This is a genomic window from Bradyrhizobium huanghuaihaiense (assembly GCF_007830635.1).
Classification (GTDB): domain Bacteria; phylum Pseudomonadota; class Alphaproteobacteria; order Rhizobiales; family Xanthobacteraceae; genus Bradyrhizobium; species Bradyrhizobium huanghuaihaiense.
The window spans coordinates 296,751-312,181 of record NZ_VLLA01000002.1 but is presented as its reverse complement, the minus strand read 5'-3'; the positions used below and the strand labels follow the sequence as shown (position 1 = coordinate 312,181).

13 protein-coding genes are annotated in these 15,431 nt (G+C 64.1%); 4 read left to right on the top strand and 9 right to left on the bottom strand.

The genetic code is table 11. The annotated features are described in order from the left end of the window. Positions 1–111: 111 nt before the first annotated feature. Positions 112–345 (bottom strand): hypothetical protein, encoded by a 234-nt coding sequence (locus tag IQ16_RS05430; protein WP_008553259.1) that lies wholly within the window; start codon positions 343–345, stop codon positions 112–114. 460 nt (positions 346–805) lie between these two features. On the opposite strand from IQ16_RS05430, the gene IQ16_RS05420 reads away from it, so the two are divergent. Further along, the gene (locus tag IQ16_RS05420) at positions 806–1,303 is read left to right on the top strand and encodes a hypothetical protein (RefSeq protein ID WP_018648252.1); all 498 of its coding nucleotides are present in this window, start codon (positions 806–808) and stop codon (positions 1,301–1,303) included. A gap of 463 nt (positions 1,304–1,766) precedes the next feature. Then, on the top strand, positions 1,767–2,246 hold the full coding sequence (locus tag IQ16_RS46445; RefSeq protein ID WP_244635535.1) for a hypothetical protein: 480 nt from the start codon (positions 1,767–1,769) through the stop codon (positions 2,244–2,246). A gap of 28 nt (positions 2,247–2,274) precedes the next feature. Here IQ16_RS46445 and IQ16_RS05410 read toward each other — a convergent pair whose 3' ends face one another. The 4 genes from IQ16_RS05410 to IQ16_RS05395 all read right to left on the bottom strand — a co-directional run bounded on the left by IQ16_RS05410 (position 2,275) and on the right by IQ16_RS05395 (position 8,745). After that, a complete protein-coding gene (locus IQ16_RS05410) occupies positions 2,275–4,641 on the bottom strand; it encodes an efflux RND transporter permease subunit (protein WP_018648021.1) in 2,367 nt (788 codons plus the stop codon). Positions 4,642–4,847: 206 nt separating this feature from the next. Then, on the bottom strand, positions 4,848–5,633 hold the full coding sequence (gene eutC, locus IQ16_RS05405) for an ethanolamine ammonia-lyase subunit EutC (protein ID WP_018648022.1): 786 nt from the start codon (positions 5,631–5,633) through the stop codon (positions 4,848–4,850). After that, positions 5,630–7,216 carry a B12-binding domain-containing radical SAM protein gene (locus tag IQ16_RS05400; protein ID WP_026312822.1) on the bottom strand — a complete coding sequence of 529 codons (1,587 nt, stop codon included), beginning with the start codon at positions 7,214–7,216 and terminating at the stop codon, positions 5,630–5,632. The genes eutC and IQ16_RS05400 overlap by 4 nt, the downstream gene beginning before the upstream one ends. 146 nt (positions 7,217–7,362) lie before the next feature. Beyond that, complete coding sequence (locus IQ16_RS05395) at positions 7,363–8,745, bottom strand: ethanolamine ammonia-lyase subunit EutB (protein ID WP_018648023.1); 1,383 nt, start codon at positions 8,743–8,745, stop codon at positions 7,363–7,365. A gap of 223 nt (positions 8,746–8,968) precedes the next feature. On the opposite strand from IQ16_RS05395, the gene IQ16_RS05390 reads away from it, so the two are divergent. Then, positions 8,969–10,708: a methyl-accepting chemotaxis protein gene (locus IQ16_RS05390; RefSeq protein ID WP_018648024.1), complete on the top strand. Its 1,740-nt coding sequence runs from the start codon at positions 8,969–8,971 to the stop codon at positions 10,706–10,708. 180 nt (positions 10,709–10,888) lie between these two features. Here the strand turns inward: IQ16_RS05390 and IQ16_RS05385 are convergent, their stop codons facing one another. Next, positions 10,889–12,388 (bottom strand): hypothetical protein, encoded by a 1,500-nt coding sequence (locus IQ16_RS05385; RefSeq protein ID WP_020608141.1) that lies wholly within the window; start codon positions 12,386–12,388, stop codon positions 10,889–10,891. A 425-nt stretch (positions 12,389–12,813) separates the two neighbouring features. On the opposite strand from IQ16_RS05385, the gene IQ16_RS05380 reads away from it, so the two are divergent. Beyond that, on the top strand, positions 12,814–13,269 hold the full coding sequence (locus IQ16_RS05380; protein WP_018648026.1) for a DoxX family protein: 456 nt from the start codon (positions 12,814–12,816) through the stop codon (positions 13,267–13,269). A gap of 150 nt (positions 13,270–13,419) precedes the next feature. Here IQ16_RS05380 and IQ16_RS45490 read toward each other — a convergent pair whose 3' ends face one another. The 3 genes from IQ16_RS45490 to IQ16_RS05370 all read right to left on the bottom strand — a co-directional run bounded on the left by IQ16_RS45490 (position 13,420) and on the right by IQ16_RS05370 (position 15,411). After that, positions 13,420–13,569, bottom strand: coding sequence for a hypothetical protein (locus IQ16_RS45490; protein WP_018648027.1), 150 nt, complete (start codon positions 13,567–13,569; stop codon positions 13,420–13,422). Positions 13,570–13,757: 188 nt separating this feature from the next. Next, complete coding sequence (locus IQ16_RS05375; protein WP_018648028.1) at positions 13,758–14,168, bottom strand: hypothetical protein; 411 nt, start codon at positions 14,166–14,168, stop codon at positions 13,758–13,760. Positions 14,169–14,202: 34 nt separating this feature from the next. Then, positions 14,203–15,411 carry an acyl-CoA dehydrogenase family protein gene (locus IQ16_RS05370; RefSeq protein ID WP_018648029.1) on the bottom strand — a complete coding sequence of 403 codons (1,209 nt, stop codon included), beginning with the start codon at positions 15,409–15,411 and terminating at the stop codon, positions 14,203–14,205. Positions 15,412–15,431: the final 20 nt, after the last annotated feature.

Here is a 15,431-nt window from a genome sequence, read left to right as displayed (position 1 = left end):
ATATAGGGGAATACGGCCGCAAAACCAATCCTGCTCTCGATGGCTGCCCTTCCCGGATCCGGCCCGAAAAAGGCGGCCCGGGGGCCGCCTTGGGTGGGCCAGTGGCCGAGCTTACTGGTTGTGGTTCTTCAGGACCTGGTCGCAGGCCTGTGAGATCTTGGCCCGGTTCTCCTTCAGGCAGGCCAGGATGGTGAAATCGCCCTGGTCGATGACCGGACGGCAGAACTTCTGCACATCGCGCGTGCAGGCCTTCTGCTCGGCGTCCGTGCCGCGCCCTTGCTGGGCGAACGCCGCCGTCGAAAGGGATGCCGACAGCAGGGTGAGAGCGACGAGAAGCTTACGCATTGTATTCCTTCATTCTGACGGCAGAATCGCACCCATCCCGGACAGCACTGGGCGGAGGACCGGAACGGATTGTTCTGATGGCAAGTCGCCGCAGGGTAGCGGCCTCAGAGAAGGCACAAGCACTGGCAAATGCGGCCAAATTGGCGCCGTCCCCACCAAATCAGGTCTTCCCCGCACCTTCATTGGCAGATGTAAGGGTTTGATACTACGTCATAATTCAGAAGGTTCGCATTTTACTGCACGGCTGTTGCAGCGCTGCATCTCTCCGCCCCGCCGTTTCGGCCAGAAACACGCCGAAACACAGCAAATCGCAAGGTCCGGGCCCCTCGCCGGCGCCCGATGGACCGCCATCTCTGGTCCTGGCGCGTTGAACCTGACACAGGCTCGGAACACTAAACCTTCGATGTGGCGAGACGTCCTTAACCCTGAACGGACGTCGTTCCAAAACGGGATATTTGTGATGAAATTCTTTGGGCGATCTGGACTGGCAATCACTGCGGCCGGCGTTGGCGCTGCGCTGCTCTTCTCGGTTTCGGCGAGCCATGCACAGTCGTCCGGACCGTTTGCCGGCTTCGACGGCGCGTGGACCGGCACCGGCACGGTCTCGCTGTCGGATGGGTCCACCGAACGCATCCGCTGCAAGGCCGACTACAAGGTCGCCGGCAGCGGCCTCAACCTCAAGCAGGCCCTGCACTGCGCCTCCGACAGCTACAAGTTCGACCTCACCAGCGACGTGACGAGCCAGGGCGACCGCATCTCCGGCAATTGGAGCGAGGCGAGCCGCAACATCTTCGGCAATCTCCAGGGCACCGCCGGCGGCGGCCAGATCGACGTGTTCGTCGAGGCCAACGGCTTCGCCGCCAATCTGTCGCTGCGCACCAACGGCACCAAGCAGACGGTGCAGATCTCTTCCAAGGGCGAGATTCGCGGCGTCAACATCACGATGACGAAGGGCTGATTGCCCTTCCCCACCGATGAGGAACACGCCCCCGGTTCTCCGCGAGCCGGGGGCTTTTTGCTGACATGAACTTGCCCGGATGGACCTGCTGAGATGGATCCAATTCGCAGACATCTGCTGAAAGCCGCCGGGCTCTTCGTGGTGGCCGGTCGCGCCTTCGCCGACGATCAACCGCCAACTCAGCGGGAAACGAACATGCAGCCTTCGTCCGTGAAGTCGCGTCACGTGCTCTGTTTCCTCGGCAAGAATGAAAGCCTGCTGCAACCACCGAAGGCGGTGGCCAAGACGATTACCGATTTCGGCTTCGAGATCGACCGCACCTATTCGCAAGCCAAGCCCGATCCGCACATGGAGCGGTCGTTCGGCGTGTGCTGGGACCGCGTCTTCCCGAAAGCGTGGTCCGCGGCAGACGAAGCGTGCCGTCGTCAATCACAAGGCGGTGCTCTACGTGCTGAGCCCACCGATGGATCAGCAGAAGGCGACAGCCTATTCAGCGGCCGCCTTGCAGATCGTGGACGAGATGTTCGACGCGGGCGCCATCGCTGCGAAAGGCGAAAGCGCCGGCGTCGCCCACGGCATCGCGCGGTGGCGCAGTCTCGCCGATCAGGCGCGCAAGGGCGCGAAGACCAGCCAGGGCCTCAACATGACCCTCGCCGTCGCCAAGGCGTGTCGTCTTGCGTTGGCCAAGCGGCCGCTCGGCGGCGATCGCTACTACGAGACCGTCGGCTATCACCTCGTCGGCCTGCCGGAGGTCTATGTCGCGAAATCGCGCGGCAACGAATGGTCCGCGGTGATGCTGATGGAGGAGATCGCCAATGCCATGGCGGAGCACGGCGTTGAGGCGATGCTGCGCGACCGCAAGCTCACGCTTTCGCGGGAGCAGGACTACGCCGAGGACGATTTCAAGTTCAACCCGTACGGGATCGTCCGGATCGAGGCGTGACTGCGAGGCGGCGTCTGCCGCCCCTCCCTCAGATCGCCGGCTTGTCCGGGCCCTGCAGCTTGCCGTGCAGGTTGATCAGCCACATCGCCGTCGGCCTGAGGATGAAGAGGTCGGCGACGAGCGCCATGACCATCGAGAAGGCGCTCAGCCAGCCGAACAGCCGCAGCGACGGCAGGTCGGAGAACACGGTGACGACGAGGCCGCAGGCCAGCACCACCGTGGTCAGGATCAGCGCAGGTCCCACCAGCACGGTCGCCCGCTCCACCGCGAGCGCCGAGCCGACGCCCGGCTTGCTCTCGAGCCGGAGGCGGTTGAGGAAGTGGATGGTGGCGCTGAGGCCCAGGCCGAACGAGACGGTGAGCGCGACGACGCTGGCGAATTGCAGCCCCTCGCCCATCGCCCACAGCACCGTTCCCGACATCACCACCGGGAAGATGCCCGGCAGGATGCAGGCGAACATCACGACCCAGGAGCGGAAGGCAAGGCCGATGAAGATCGCGACCAGCGCGAATTCGACCGTGAGGCCGCGGTTCAGCTTCTCGATCATGCTGGCCGAGTTGCGCGCGGCAATCGCCGCAAGACCGGTCACCGCGATCTCGTAACCGGGATGCTTCTTGCGGACGGCGTCGAGCTCTGTATCGAGCTTGTCGACGATCGGCAGGAGCTGGCTGGAATCCTTGTCCGGCACGCGGCCCGCGACCACGACGGCATCCTGCTCGGCGTCGATGAAACGCCGCACCAGATGCTCGGGGATGACGCTGACATATTCCTTCAGCGTCGCCACGTCGGCGCTGCCGGCCTTTTCCGCGAGCCAGCGGCGCAGGGTCTCGAGCGACCAGACGTTGCCGACGCCGGCCGCCTTCTCCACGGTCGCATGCACGTCCGCGATGGTCTGCAGCGTCTCCGGCGAATAGAGCGTTTCACCCTTGGGGAACGCGATCAGCACGTTGACCGGGTTGGCGCCGGTCAGCTTGGCATCGAGCCGGTCGCTGGCGGCGACCGCCTGGCGCTTGTCCGGCACCTGGTCGGCGAGCCGGTAGCGCGGCTCCAGATTGGCGTAGATGACGCCGAGGCCGCCGACGAACAGCACCGCGATCAGGCTGAACAGGCCGGGCCGACCGACCATGCGCACCGCGATCCAGTAGCAGAAGTTGCGGAGCGCCTGGACGCCGGCATCGGCGCCCTGGAACTTAACCGCGAAGACCTTCTCGTTGCGCACGAACAGCACGCCGAAAACAGGCACCAGCGACAACACCGCGACCAGCGCGATGATGGTCGCGGCAAGGCCCGCCTCGCCGAACTTGCGGATCAGGTCGGAGTCGGAGAACTGCAGCGCGATGAAGGAAATGCCGGCGGTGCCGTGCGTCAGCACGCAGGCCGGCCCCACCACCAGCACTGCGTTCTTGAACGCAGTGAACTTGTCCTGGCCGGCGATCAGCCGGTCGCGTGCGGCGAAGGTCAGCTGCATCGAGTCCGAGAAGCTGATGACCATGATGAGCGGCGTCATCACGTTCAGGAACATGTTGAGGTTGAAATTGGCCCAGCCGAGCGCGCCGAGCGCCAGCAGGATCGCGATCATCGGCGGGAACGCCGCCGCGATCATGAAGGAGATCTTGCGGAAGAAGATGATGGCGATGACACAGCCGGCGAGAATGCCGAGGATGTTGTAGGTGAGCCCGTCGCGCTCGACCGCGTTGCGGATCTCGAGCTGCATCACCGGCACGCCGGAGAGCTGCACGTTGAGCCCGGTGTCGCTGAGGTCTTCCTTCATCAGCGCACGGATGTCGGCGACGGTCTTGGTCAGCTTGCTGGAGGCGACCACTTCGGGATCGAGCGAGAGCACGATCAGCGCCAGCGTGCCGTCCTCCGACAGCAGCTTGCCGCGAATGATCTCGTTGTTCTTGACGGTCTCGATGAACTTGTCATAGGCCGCGCCCTCGGGCAGTTCGGGCGGGAACAGCGCCGCCGGCAGCTTGCCCGGCGCGGGGGCCTGGCGCGCCGAGAACAGCGAGACGAGGCCCCGCGTGCCTTCGACCAGCTGCATGTCGGTGACGAAGTCGCGCAGCTTCTCGAGGTTGTTCCGCGCCAGCAGCGTCTTGCCCTCGACCACGACGAGGACGTCGAATTCCTCGGCCGGGAACTTCTTGGTCACCTCTTCATACTGCTTGAATTCGCGTGTGTCGGAACGGAACAGCTGCGACAGCGAATCGTCGATCTTGATCCGGTAGATGCCGAAGACGGCGCCGACGATCAGGGCAAGCAGGACGATGCAGGAGAGGATCGGGGCCCGGACGGCGATCAGCCCGATGCGCTCCAGCCCGAAGGCGATGGAGGACGCAGGTCCCTGCTCGACCTTGTCGACATGAACCTCATTCTCGCGGTGCTTTTCGAGCATGCCTTATCCAGTTCCTAAATCGGCTCGGTCTTGTGAGCTTATTGCGCCCCGCGAACGGCTTGAAAACGCCATACCAATGGGAGGCTTGCCCCCTGAAAATGCGCGGAAAATCGCCGGCAGCGGTTTAGCAGGTCAAAAGGCCTTTTCGCAAGCAGGCGGAAGGTGGCCGAATCGATCAAGATGCGGCGATTTTGCCGGAATGCCCGTCATTCCGGCCGCGTTGTGCCAATTCGACGCGGCGCCCGGTCCGCGCTCTCGTCCTTCAGCGCCACGCCGGTGACCTCCCGGGCCAGGCCCTCGCGGATGAGCCAGGCGATCTTGAAGGCAGCCTCGTCATGACTCAACCCAGCATTGTGGATGTTCGACACGCAATTGCGCTCCGCATCGGTGCGGCCCGGCTTCGGCGCGAAGGTCAGATAGGCGCCGAGACTGTCGGGCGCGGACAGGCCGGGCCGTTCGCCGATCAGCATCACGACCATGCGGGCGCTGAGAATCGCGCCGATCTCGTCGCCGAGCGCGACCCGGGCGCCCGAGGCGACGACGACATGGCCGGGCGCGACAGCATCACCCTCCGCGAGCAGCGGCAGCAGACGGACCACCAGCGCCATCGCATGGGCGTGGACCGCCGCCGCCGAGAGGCCGTCGCCGATCACGAGCGCGAGCTGGCATGGCCCGGCAGCGTCTCGGGCGAGGGCTTCGGCGGACCCTGGATCGAGCTGTCGTCCGAGATCCGGCCGCCGCAGATAGTCCCCGCGGTCGACGGCCTGGCTCCTCGCCTCGCTGACGGTGAGACCGAGCGCGCCGAGATCGGCGACCAGGCGCGGCGCGTCAAAGGCCGCATGCACGGCATCGCGGGCGCGGGCATGGTCCAGCGTAAAATCGAGCAGCGGCTTTGTCGGCACGCTCGCACCGCTGCGGCCCAGCGCAACGCGCGCGGGCGTGAACGACCTGAGGTCGAGGGTCGGACGGGCCGGAACGGGCTTGTCACTCATTCGGCGGGAACGGCGGCCTCGCGCAGCCGGATCGAGTAGTTCGAGGCGTTCTGCTTGCCGCTGGAGGCCGCGCGCGCAAAGGTGATGAGATGGTGCGCGATGAGGGTGCAGCCGATCAGGCCTTCGATGTCGGCGCGCTTGATGCGTCCGAACGCGAACTTCCAGAACACGCGCTTGTAGTCGCCGAGCACGCCGACCTTCCAGAAGATGTTGCGCAGCATGACGAGGCCGCGCCTGATGTTGGGCCAGGTCTTCATCTCGTCCGCCACCGGCACCTTGAGGCGGTGAGGATAGACGTGGTCGCATTGATACTGGAAGCGCGCGTAGACCTTCTCGGGCTCGTAAGCGACCGCCATGGCGTGCTTCCAGGATGCGACGACCTCGTCATAGGGCAACAGGAAGTCGACGTTGGAATCGCGCCCGTCGTCCTCGATCAGGCGCCCTTCCTTCTCCAGCCGGTCCCACAACGGCGTCTTCGGCAGCGCCTGGAGCAGGTTGATAGTGAGCAGCGGAATCCGGGACTCCTCGACGAAGGCGAGCAGCGCCTCCGAAGTGTTCGGCTTGTCGGTGTCGAGCCCCATGATGATGCCCGAGACGACCTCCATGCCGTAGGAGTTGATGGTGTGCACACCCTCCAGGATCGGGACCATCATGTTGTGGTCCTTGTGCATCGCCTTCAGCGCGTCGGGATCTGGCGTCTCGATGCCGCAGAAGATGGTGATGAAATAGGCCTCGCGCATCTTCTCGAGGATCTCGGGCCGCTTGGCGATGTTGAGCGTCGCCTCGCAGGCGAGCCGCACCACGTAGCCTGTCCGCTTCTGCCATTCGATCAGATGCGGCAGCAGATCCATCGCCGCCTTGCGGTTGCCGATGAAATTATCGTCGACGAAGTAGACCGTGTCGGTCATGCCGCATTCGCGCAGCCGATCGAGCTCGGCGATGATCTGCTCCGGCGTCTTGATGCGCGGATTGCGCCCGTAGAGGCCGGGGATGTCGCAGAACTCGCACTGATAGGGACAGCCGCTGGAATACTGGATGCTGCCGAGGAAGTATTTCTTCACGTCGGCAAGCTCGTAGGCGGGAATCGGAAACTCCGTCATCGGCACGCGGTCCTTGGTGGTGAGGACCACCTGTTCATCAGGACGCGAGGCGTCGCGCGACAGAATCTCGATCAGCTGGTTGGTGGCATCGCCGAGCTCGCCGACATGGAGATAGTCGAACGACGGATAGTAGTCCGGACAGGCGCTGACGGAGGGACCGCCGAGCGCGACCGGCAGATCGAACTCATGGGCGCGGCGGCAGATGTCGTTCATCTGCTGGCGCTGGATGTGCATGCCGCTGACGAAGACGGCTTCCGCCCATTCGAACTCTTCCTTGGTCGTGCGGCGGAGGTTCTCGTCGACGAATTTGACCTGCCAGTCCTTCGGAAGATAGGCGGAGATCAGCAGCAGGCCCTGCGGCGGCATGAAGGCGCGGACGCCATCGGTCAGGGGGTAGGAGTGCTCGAAGGTACCGAACGAAGAGGTGTAGCGCGGAAACACGCAGAGAATCCGCCGGGACGTACCGTTGTTTTCAGCTCGCATCTAAGCTCCCCCGCCACGCTCGACCTGGTTGCGGAAATTGCCAGCCAGACACATAGCGTAATGCGGTCGCCGGAATTTCTCAATATTGTGGCGTGAGCATAATTCCGAGGGGGACCAATGGTTTCCTCACGGCCCAGGGCGTTGCGTCACGCGATCAGCCGCGAGGCGAAATCGGGTAGCAGGCCTGCATCGCCGACAAGGCGGAAATCGGCGCCCGCAACCCCCGACTGCACCAGCCAGTCGTCGAATTCCGGCGCGCGGCGCAAGGCGAAGACGTCGCGGACATAGAGCGCGTCGTGAAAAGAGGTGGACTGGTAGTTCAGCATGACGTCGTCGGCGCCGGGCACGCCCATGATGAAGGTGACGCCGGCAGCCGCAAGCAGCGTCAGCAGATTGTCCATGTCGTCCTGGTCCGCCTCGGCATGGTTGGTATAGCAGATGTCGATGCCAAGCGGCAGGCCGAGCAGCTTGCCGCAAAAATGATCCTCCAGGCCCGCCCGGATGATTTCCTTGCCGTCATAGAGATATTCCGGGCCGATGAAGCCGACCACGCTGTTGACGAGGAGCGGCGCAAAGGCGCGCGCGACCGCGTAGGCGCGGGCCTCGCAGGTCTGCTGGTCGACGCCGTGATGAGCGCCCGCCGACAGCGCCGAGCCTTGGCCCGTCTCGAAATACATCACGTTCTGCCCGACCGTGCCGCGCCCCTGTGACAGCCCGGCCTCCTGTCCCTCCTTCAGCAGCCCGAGGTCGATGCCAAAGCTGCGGTTGGCGGCCTCGGTGCCGGCGACCGACTGGAAGACGAGGTCGACCGGCACGCCCTGCCCGATCAGCGACAGCGTTGTCGTGACATGGGTGAGCACACAGGCTTGCGTCGGGATTTTCAGCCGCGCGATGATCTCGTCGAGCAGCCGCAGCAACTGGGCGATGACGGCGGGATCGTCGCTGGCCGGATTGATGCCGATGCAGGCATCGCCCGCCCCGAGCAGGATGCCGTCGAGGATCGAGGCGGTGATGCCCCTGGCATCGTCGAAGGGATGGTTGGGCTGCAGCCGCGTGCTCATCCGCCCCCTCAGGCCGATGGTGTTGCGGAAGGCGGTGGTGACCTCGCATTTCCGTGCCGCCAGAATCAGGTCCTGGTTGCGCATCAGTTTTGACACTGCGGCCGCCATCTCCGGGGTGATTCCGGGGGCCAGCTTGCGCAGGATGTCGGGCGTTGCGGCATCGGACAGCAACCAGTCGCGGAAGGCCCCGACGGTCAGCGATGCCACCGGCGCAAAGGCCCTGGCGTCATGGCTGTCGATGACGAGACGGGTGACCTCGTCGGTCTCGTAGGGAATGACGGCTTCCTGCAGGAACTGCCCGAGCGGCACATCCGCGAGCGCCATCCGCGCCGCGATCATCTGCTCCGAGCTGGCAGCGGCAATTCCGGCCAGCCTGTCGCCGGAGCGCGGCGGGGTCGCCTTGGCGAGCAGGTCGCGCAGGTCAGGGAAAGTGTAGGTCGTGGCGTCGATGGTGTGGCGGTAGACCAAGGACCTCTCCGGGGCTCGTCGGCCAACGGCCGACTCCAGCACTATCCTGAAACTATACCTCCTGATCAAGACGCTGAAATAACTTACCTTTCTTTCGACTAAGGACGAAGGGCGCCAAGCGGCGCGTTAACGCCGCGTCCATCTTCGTTTCGCATAGTTTTGCATCAATTCCGCACGACCGCGCTCACCGGCCGCTTCCGGCCATTCCGGGCCCTTGAACACCATGACATCCGACCGATCTGGGAATGCCGCCACCCTGGCGGGCCGCTTTACGCTTGCCACCAAGCTCTACGCGATCTTCGCGCTGTTCGCGCTGCTGACGGCGGCGATCGCGATGCTGTCCGACTACAACAGCCGCCGCAGCGCCGAGCTGACCAGCGCGATCGAGACCGCGAATGCGGCCGCGCTGAACGTCGAGCGCGTCAACTCGCTGGTCTATGCGGTGGTGATGGAATCGCGCGGCGTCTACATGTCGACCGAGCCTGCCGTGGTGAAGAAATACGGCGAGGGCCTGCTCAAGTTCAACGCCCAGATCCTCGATGTCGTGAAGCGCTGGGAGACCATCGTCAAAGCCGACGATGCCGAGCAGTTCGCGACCTTCAAGAAGCGCATCGAGCAGTTTGTCGAGTTTCGCAAGGAGCTGGTGCGCCGCGGCGTCGAGATCAACGCGGCCGCGGGCCGCGAATGGGGCGACAACGACGCCAACCGCGCGGTGCGCTCGGCGCTGAACAAGGATCTCGAGGCGCTCTCCAAGGTCTATGCCGAGCGCGCCAGGCAGATCGCCCAGCAAACCGAGACCAACCGCACCCTGTCCTTCGTCCTGACCTGCCTCGGCGGCGTGGCGCTGGCCCTCGTCGTGATCGGCATCGTCATCATCGCCCGCTCGATCGCCCGGCCGCTCGCCGCGATCACCGCGACCATCAAGCAGGTCGCCGACGGCGCCGAGAACGTCGAGGTGCCGCACTCCGGCCGCGCCGACGAGATCGGCGCGCTCGCCCGCGCGATCCAGGTGTTCCAGGACGCGATGGGGCGCAACCGCAACCTCGCCTCGCAGGTCTCGCAGGATTCCGCCGCGCGCGAGGCGCGCAGCCGTCACATCGAGCAATCCGTCGAAGCCTTCCGCGAGGCGATCGGCGCGATCATGCGCGGCCTCAGCGACAACGCCTCCGTCATGCGCGAGACCGCACAGACCATCACCCGCGTGACGGCGGACGCGAGCAGCCGCGCCGGCACGGCGGCGAGCGCCACCGAGCAGGCCTCGCACAACGTCACTGCGGTCGCGGGCGCGGCCGAGGAGCTGTCGGCCTCGGTCGAGGAGATCGGCCGCCAGGTGCGCCAGAGCGCCGGCGCGGTCGAGCAGACCGGCCAGCGCACCGAGAAATCGATCGCGGAGATCGAGAGCCTTGCGGCCGCCACCCAGCGCATCGACGGCGTGCTCAGCCTGATCCAGGCGATCGCCGAGCAGACCAACCTGCTCGCGCTCAACGCCACCATCGAGGCGGCGCGTGCCGGCGAAGCCGGCCGCGGCTTTGCCGTGGTCGCGCATGAAGTGAAAGCGCTCGCGGGGCAAACGGCGAAGGCGACCGCGGAGATCGGCGAGAACGTCAGCCAGATCCAGGCGTCCACGCGCAATGCGGTCGACGCCGTGCGCGAAATCGGCGGCGCGGTGCGCGAGATCAACGAGGTCACGTCAGCCATTGCCGGCGCCGTCGGCCAGCAGGACCAGGCCACGCGCGAGATCTCCTCCAACGCGCAAAGCGCCGCGCAAGGCAACGAGACTCTCGTCGCCAACATCACCTCGCTGCGCGACGCCATCGGCGAGACCGATACGGCGGCCGCATCCGTGCTGACGGCGGCGAGCAGCCTGACCGAGACGGCGGCGACGCTGTCGCGGGAGGTGGAGACGTTCTTCCAGAACCTGCGCGCGGGGGCGGCGGACGATCGTATCGCCAGGGCGGGATAGGGCGCGCGAAAGATCGGCTATTCGCCGCGCAGACAAAAAGTGCGAAAACAACCCCATGCACAGTAGCCGGCAGCAGCCTTATCAATGGCTTGGCCGCCGGCCCGGCAGCTGCTGATTTTACGAATTCGATTTGACTCGTCGGGCAAAACACCGGCATGATGTCATCATGGCGATGAGGCGTTACTGCGCACCTTCCTCGCCCTCGAGGCGTCGAGCAAGGGTGGATTGTCGCTCCGCTCTCGATTGGTCGACGAATATTCGAACGCGGCCGACGCCCTCGACCTCACGATAGCGACGCAACTCGATTTCGAGCTCGGGATCTGCATTGGCCCAAGCCAGCCAATCGAACGGGACCGAACTCTGCAGATAGGTATCCACGAGAATCATGTCCGGGCGACCGTTTCGCAGGTCTGCCAGCAACTGCCGCCGCTCGAAATGGATGATGCCGTCGAGTTTTGCCCGCTCTCCCTGGGTCGGCTGTGAGCCGTTCTGGGCCAAAATTGCGCCGGCCGTCAGCAACTGGGCACACGAACTACCCACCCACGTCCCGTCGATCTGGCGAACGAGCGGATGCCCCAGCGCGATGTGATCGGTGATCGTGAGCAGCCTCGGATGTTTTGCAAGCGCCTGAACGTGCCGCTCCAGCGACGGAAACTCACGGACCGACAAGGACAAGCAGAATCCGATGAGCACAACGCCAGCGAAGCCGCCGATCCTGACCGAGGCCGGCAACGTCCTGGTGCGAACATGCAGCAACGGTGCGGCAATCGCGAAAACGCAAAGCGCGTACAGCGTGTAGGTCCAGCCCTTGCCCTGAAGAACGAAACTCGCGGCACCGCCAACGGCTGCTGCCAGCCACGGGATTGCATCGCCTCCCATTCTGAGGCCTTGCGGAGCCACCTGGCGCAGAAACAAAATAGAGGCAGTTATCACGACGATCGGGAAAGGAAGCAGGCCCGCTAAATCCCGCCTCATTGGCAGATAGGCGGCAGCGACCATCGGGGCATGGGTCAACAGATAGTCGGGAAAAATGACAACGAGCACCGCCCCGTAACCGATGACAACAGCAGCGGCTGCGCACGCTTCAGGGGTGAACAACGGCCTGAGAGAACGTTGGTGGATGGCGCCAAGGATGATCGGAAGCCCTGCCACGAGAGCAAGCTGGGGCTTGATGCTGATGGCGAGCCCGGCACCCAGTCCTGCCAGGATCGCGACCGATCCGGGGGAAAGCCGACGCCAGCGAATGGCGGTGATGGCGACAAGGGGAGTCAGTGCAATGACGGCTATGTGTTCACGTTGCCCGAATACGGCGCTCGGAAGGACTACGAACAAGAACGCGAGCAGGCACGTCCAAATACTTCGCTCCTCAGCACCCAGCTTTGCCGCCGCAGCGGCGCGATCGATCACGACAAGCGAGCCGATGATCTCGATCATCACGAGGACGATCACGATGATCTCGGGCGCGATGCCGGTCAATCGCGCAAGCTGCACCGCCGGCATGTACAGGTAGATCGATAGCGGCGGATTCAGTTCGAAGAGGTCGCCTCCCAACTTCCGGCCATCGAGAATTTGCTCTCCTTCAGAAAGCAGGCAGCTCAAGTCCGGGTTGAGAACGGCGGGTATTTGAACAAGCAGGGCCGTCAGGAGGATCGCGGCCACGATGATCCAACGCTGATTCATGCCGTAGCTGCTTCCAGGCATAGTCCAGGGACTGCCTCCTCCGACGCCGGCGAAGCCCTCTCGTCGCGCGGAAGCGGCCTGCTCTCGTTCTACTTGCGAAGACCCGTAAGGTGCAGGATGCGCTACTCTCAATCAGTAGTCGTTACTATTGTCCTACAATATTCTGAAACAATATTGCTTCATGGCCAAAACGCGGGAGTTCCCGTCGCTTCGCTCCGAGGAATGCGGATGGTCGCCTCGCCGGAGGGGTCACGACGCGGACGCGGCCTTGCGAAGTTGTCGGCGGCTCGCGCACACACAAGCATGAGCAAAAGGGGGGCGCTTGCAGCGCATCATGCACCACGCAAGGCGCCCTTCATGCAGTTCGCCGATCGTGATAGGATCATCGATATTCAGGTGCCGTCCTCAGCGATAAGGCAGCCACCATGTTATTGCGCTCTCCCTGGTCCACATCTGCGATCGACAAGATCGCCACCGGCAATGCCAACCTGCTGATCCTGGTCGGCCGCATCCTGCTTGCCTGGGTCTTCGTCGGCAGCGCGTACGGCGCATTGACCAACTTCAGCGGCTCAGTCGGCTATTTTCGGTCGCTGAGCGTTCCCGCACCCGTGCTGTTCACGACCTTCACCGTCGCGCTGGAAATTGTAATGTCGGCTTGTCTGATCCTCGGCATTGGCACGCGCTACTGCGCAGTCGTGATGTTCTTGTTCGTACTCTCGGCGACTGCAATCGGACATCGTTACTGGGAATATCCCGCCGGAGCGCAGCAGATCGGGCAGTACAATCATTTCCTGAAGAACATCACGATCATGGGCGGCGCTCTGTTGATGTTTGTCACCGGGGCGGGCCGGTTCTCACTCGACCGGAGGCTGACAGGCTAGCAGCGTCAATCGTTTCAGCCTCTTCCGCGGTGTGCAGCCGACAACCTACCGAACCTGCCGGCAATCGCGGCGCAAACGTCTTCGCCACTCGCGGAGCTGCGAATGCGCGGGGGCTACACGATGCGGCCTTGAAGGAAGGCCGTTACCGCATCACTTCGCTCTCGGCCTGAAAGCAAGTTCGAGCAGATGGCCGAAGCGTTTCGAGAGCGGCTTCAAGTACTCAGCCATGATCCTGAAGAGAAGCATCAGCCACGTCGCCAGCGCGGCACACCACAACAGGCTTTCCAATGTCTCGGGCATGAAAGGCCCCCTGTAAAACAACTACTTGAAATACGAACAGTTTCGCCGAATGGACCCGGCGCGGCAAGCCCTCTCAAAAGTGGTAACTCTCCGAAACACTCGGAACGGCCATCGCGATGAAAAATTAGCCAGGCCCCCGGCGACCGGCTGCGCGCCGAGGCCGTGAATGAGCGGCAGTCAGCTACCGCTTAAGCATGCGAGCGACGATAGGTCAGCCAGTAGTCGATCTGCCAGCCCTCGTAGCCGAGCAATTCGCCAAAGCGCCGTTCGCGATCGTCGGACCAGGCGCCGGATTCCTTCAGGAGCGCGAGCATGGCATCAACCCGCCACTCGTGGCCCGGCAAGGTGTAGAACAGCATCCGATATTCGAGCTGCGGCAGGTCCGGACATGGTTCAATCACCTCGCGTCTCATCAGGCGACCTACGGCAACGTGCCTGTCGAACATGCGCCAATACCGAATACAGACGTCCGGCTCACGACCAACGATATCCATGAAATATGCGAGAGGCTTCGCACCCCTCAGCATCAGGCCGAGTTCTCTGTTGGTGTGGACCAGATAGGGCAGCTGACGAAGCCGTTCGGAGTGCATGTCGGGCATCTTGACCGCACAACGTTAATTTCCGCTGAGGGGGTCACACTCCGCCGCGCCTGATCAGCTGCTTGCCCAACGCCGCCAGATGCACCTGGTCCGGCCCGTCGCCGATGCGGATGAAGCGGGCGTAGACGTAAGCACGCGCGAGGAACGTGTCCTGCGAGACGCCGGCGGCGCCGTGGATCTGGATGGCGCGGTCGATGACGCGGGCGGCCATGCTGGGGACCACGATCTTGGCCGCCGCGATCAGATCGCGCGCGGCCTTGTTGCCTTCGCCGTCCATCTTGTCGGCGGCTTGCAGCGTGAGCAGCCGCGCCTGCGCGATCTCGCAGAAGGAATTCGCGATGTCCTCGCGCACCGAGCCCTGGTCTGCGAGCGGCTTGCCGAACGCGACGCGGGAGACCGATCGCCGGCACATCAATTCCAGCGCGCGCTGGGCGCAGCCGATCAGGCGCATGCAATGGTGGATGCGGCCGGGGCCGAGCCGGCCTTGCGCGATCTCGAAGCCGCGGCCTTCGCCGAGCAGGATGTTCTCCGCGGGCACACGGACGTTGTCGTAGACGATCTCGGGATGACCGACCGGGGCGTCGTCGTAGCCGTAAGTGAGCATGTCGCGGACGATGCGCACGCCCGGCGTCGCCTTCGGCACCAGGATCATGGATTGCTGGCGATGGCGGTCAGGATGGTCGGGCGCTGTCTTGCCCATCACGATCAGGATCTCGCAATCCTCGTTCATCGCGCCTGACGTGAACCATTTGCGGCCGTTGATGACGTAATCGCCGCCGTCGCGTTTGATCTCGCACTGGATGTTGGTGGCATCGCTGGAGGCGACCTGCGGCTCCGTCATCGAGAAGCCGGAGCGGATGCGCCCCTCCAGCAGCGGCGTCAGCCAGCGTTCCTGCTGCGCCTTCGTGCCGTAGTTGGCGAGCACCTCCATGTTGCCGACATCGGGCGCCGAGCAGTTGAAGACCTCGGGCGCCCAGAGGATGCGGCCCATGATCTCCTTCACCGGCGCGTATTCGAGATTGGAGAGACCCGGGCCGTGCTCGCCGGAGAGAAACAGGTTCCAGAGCCCCTGCTCCCGCGCGAGCCGCTTCAGGTCCTGGAGAATTTGCGGCGTCCTGTAGCGCGCGGCCTCCGGCTTCACCTGCTCGTAATAGAGCTCCTCGACCGGCTCGACATGCGCTCGCATGAACTGGCGCACGCGCTCCTGCAGCTCCAGCGAACGGGGAGAGTGTTGAAAGTCCATCTTAATCCTCCCGCGCGCCG

What these genes read in the sequence shown, in the direction of transcription:
- IQ16_RS05380 (WP_018648026.1), top strand. Translation starts at nt 12,814, where the DNA reads ATGTTATTGCGCTCTCCCTGGTCCACATCTGCGATCGACAAGATCGCC.
- IQ16_RS05420 (WP_018648252.1), top strand. Translation starts at nt 806, where the DNA reads ATGAAATTCTTTGGGCGATCTGGACTGGCAATCACTGCGGCCGGCGTT.
- IQ16_RS05430 (WP_008553259.1), bottom strand. Translation starts at nt 345, where the DNA reads ATGCGTAAGCTTCTCGTCGCTCTCACCCTGCTGTCGGCATCCCTTTCG.
- IQ16_RS46445 (WP_244635535.1), top strand. Translation starts at nt 1,767, where the DNA reads ATGGATCAGCAGAAGGCGACAGCCTATTCAGCGGCCGCCTTGCAGATC.
- IQ16_RS05385 (WP_020608141.1), bottom strand. Translation starts at nt 12,388, where the DNA reads ATGAATCAGCGTTGGATCATCGTGGCCGCGATCCTCCTGACGGCCCTG.
- IQ16_RS05400 (WP_026312822.1), bottom strand. Translation starts at nt 7,216, where the DNA reads ATGCGAGCTGAAAACAACGGTACGTCCCGGCGGATTCTCTGCGTGTTT.
- IQ16_RS05370 (WP_018648029.1), bottom strand. Translation starts at nt 15,411, where the DNA reads ATGGACTTTCAACACTCTCCCCGTTCGCTGGAGCTGCAGGAGCGCGTG.
- IQ16_RS05375 (WP_018648028.1), bottom strand. Translation starts at nt 14,168, where the DNA reads ATGCCCGACATGCACTCCGAACGGCTTCGTCAGCTGCCCTATCTGGTC.
- IQ16_RS05390 (WP_018648024.1), top strand. Translation starts at nt 8,969, where the DNA reads ATGACATCCGACCGATCTGGGAATGCCGCCACCCTGGCGGGCCGCTTT.
- IQ16_RS05410 (WP_018648021.1), bottom strand. Translation starts at nt 4,641, where the DNA reads ATGCTCGAAAAGCACCGCGAGAATGAGGTTCATGTCGACAAGGTCGAG.
- IQ16_RS45490 (WP_018648027.1), bottom strand. Translation starts at nt 13,569, where the DNA reads ATGCCCGAGACATTGGAAAGCCTGTTGTGGTGTGCCGCGCTGGCGACG.
- eutC (WP_018648022.1), bottom strand. Translation starts at nt 5,633, where the DNA reads ATGAGTGACAAGCCCGTTCCGGCCCGTCCGACCCTCGACCTCAGGTCG.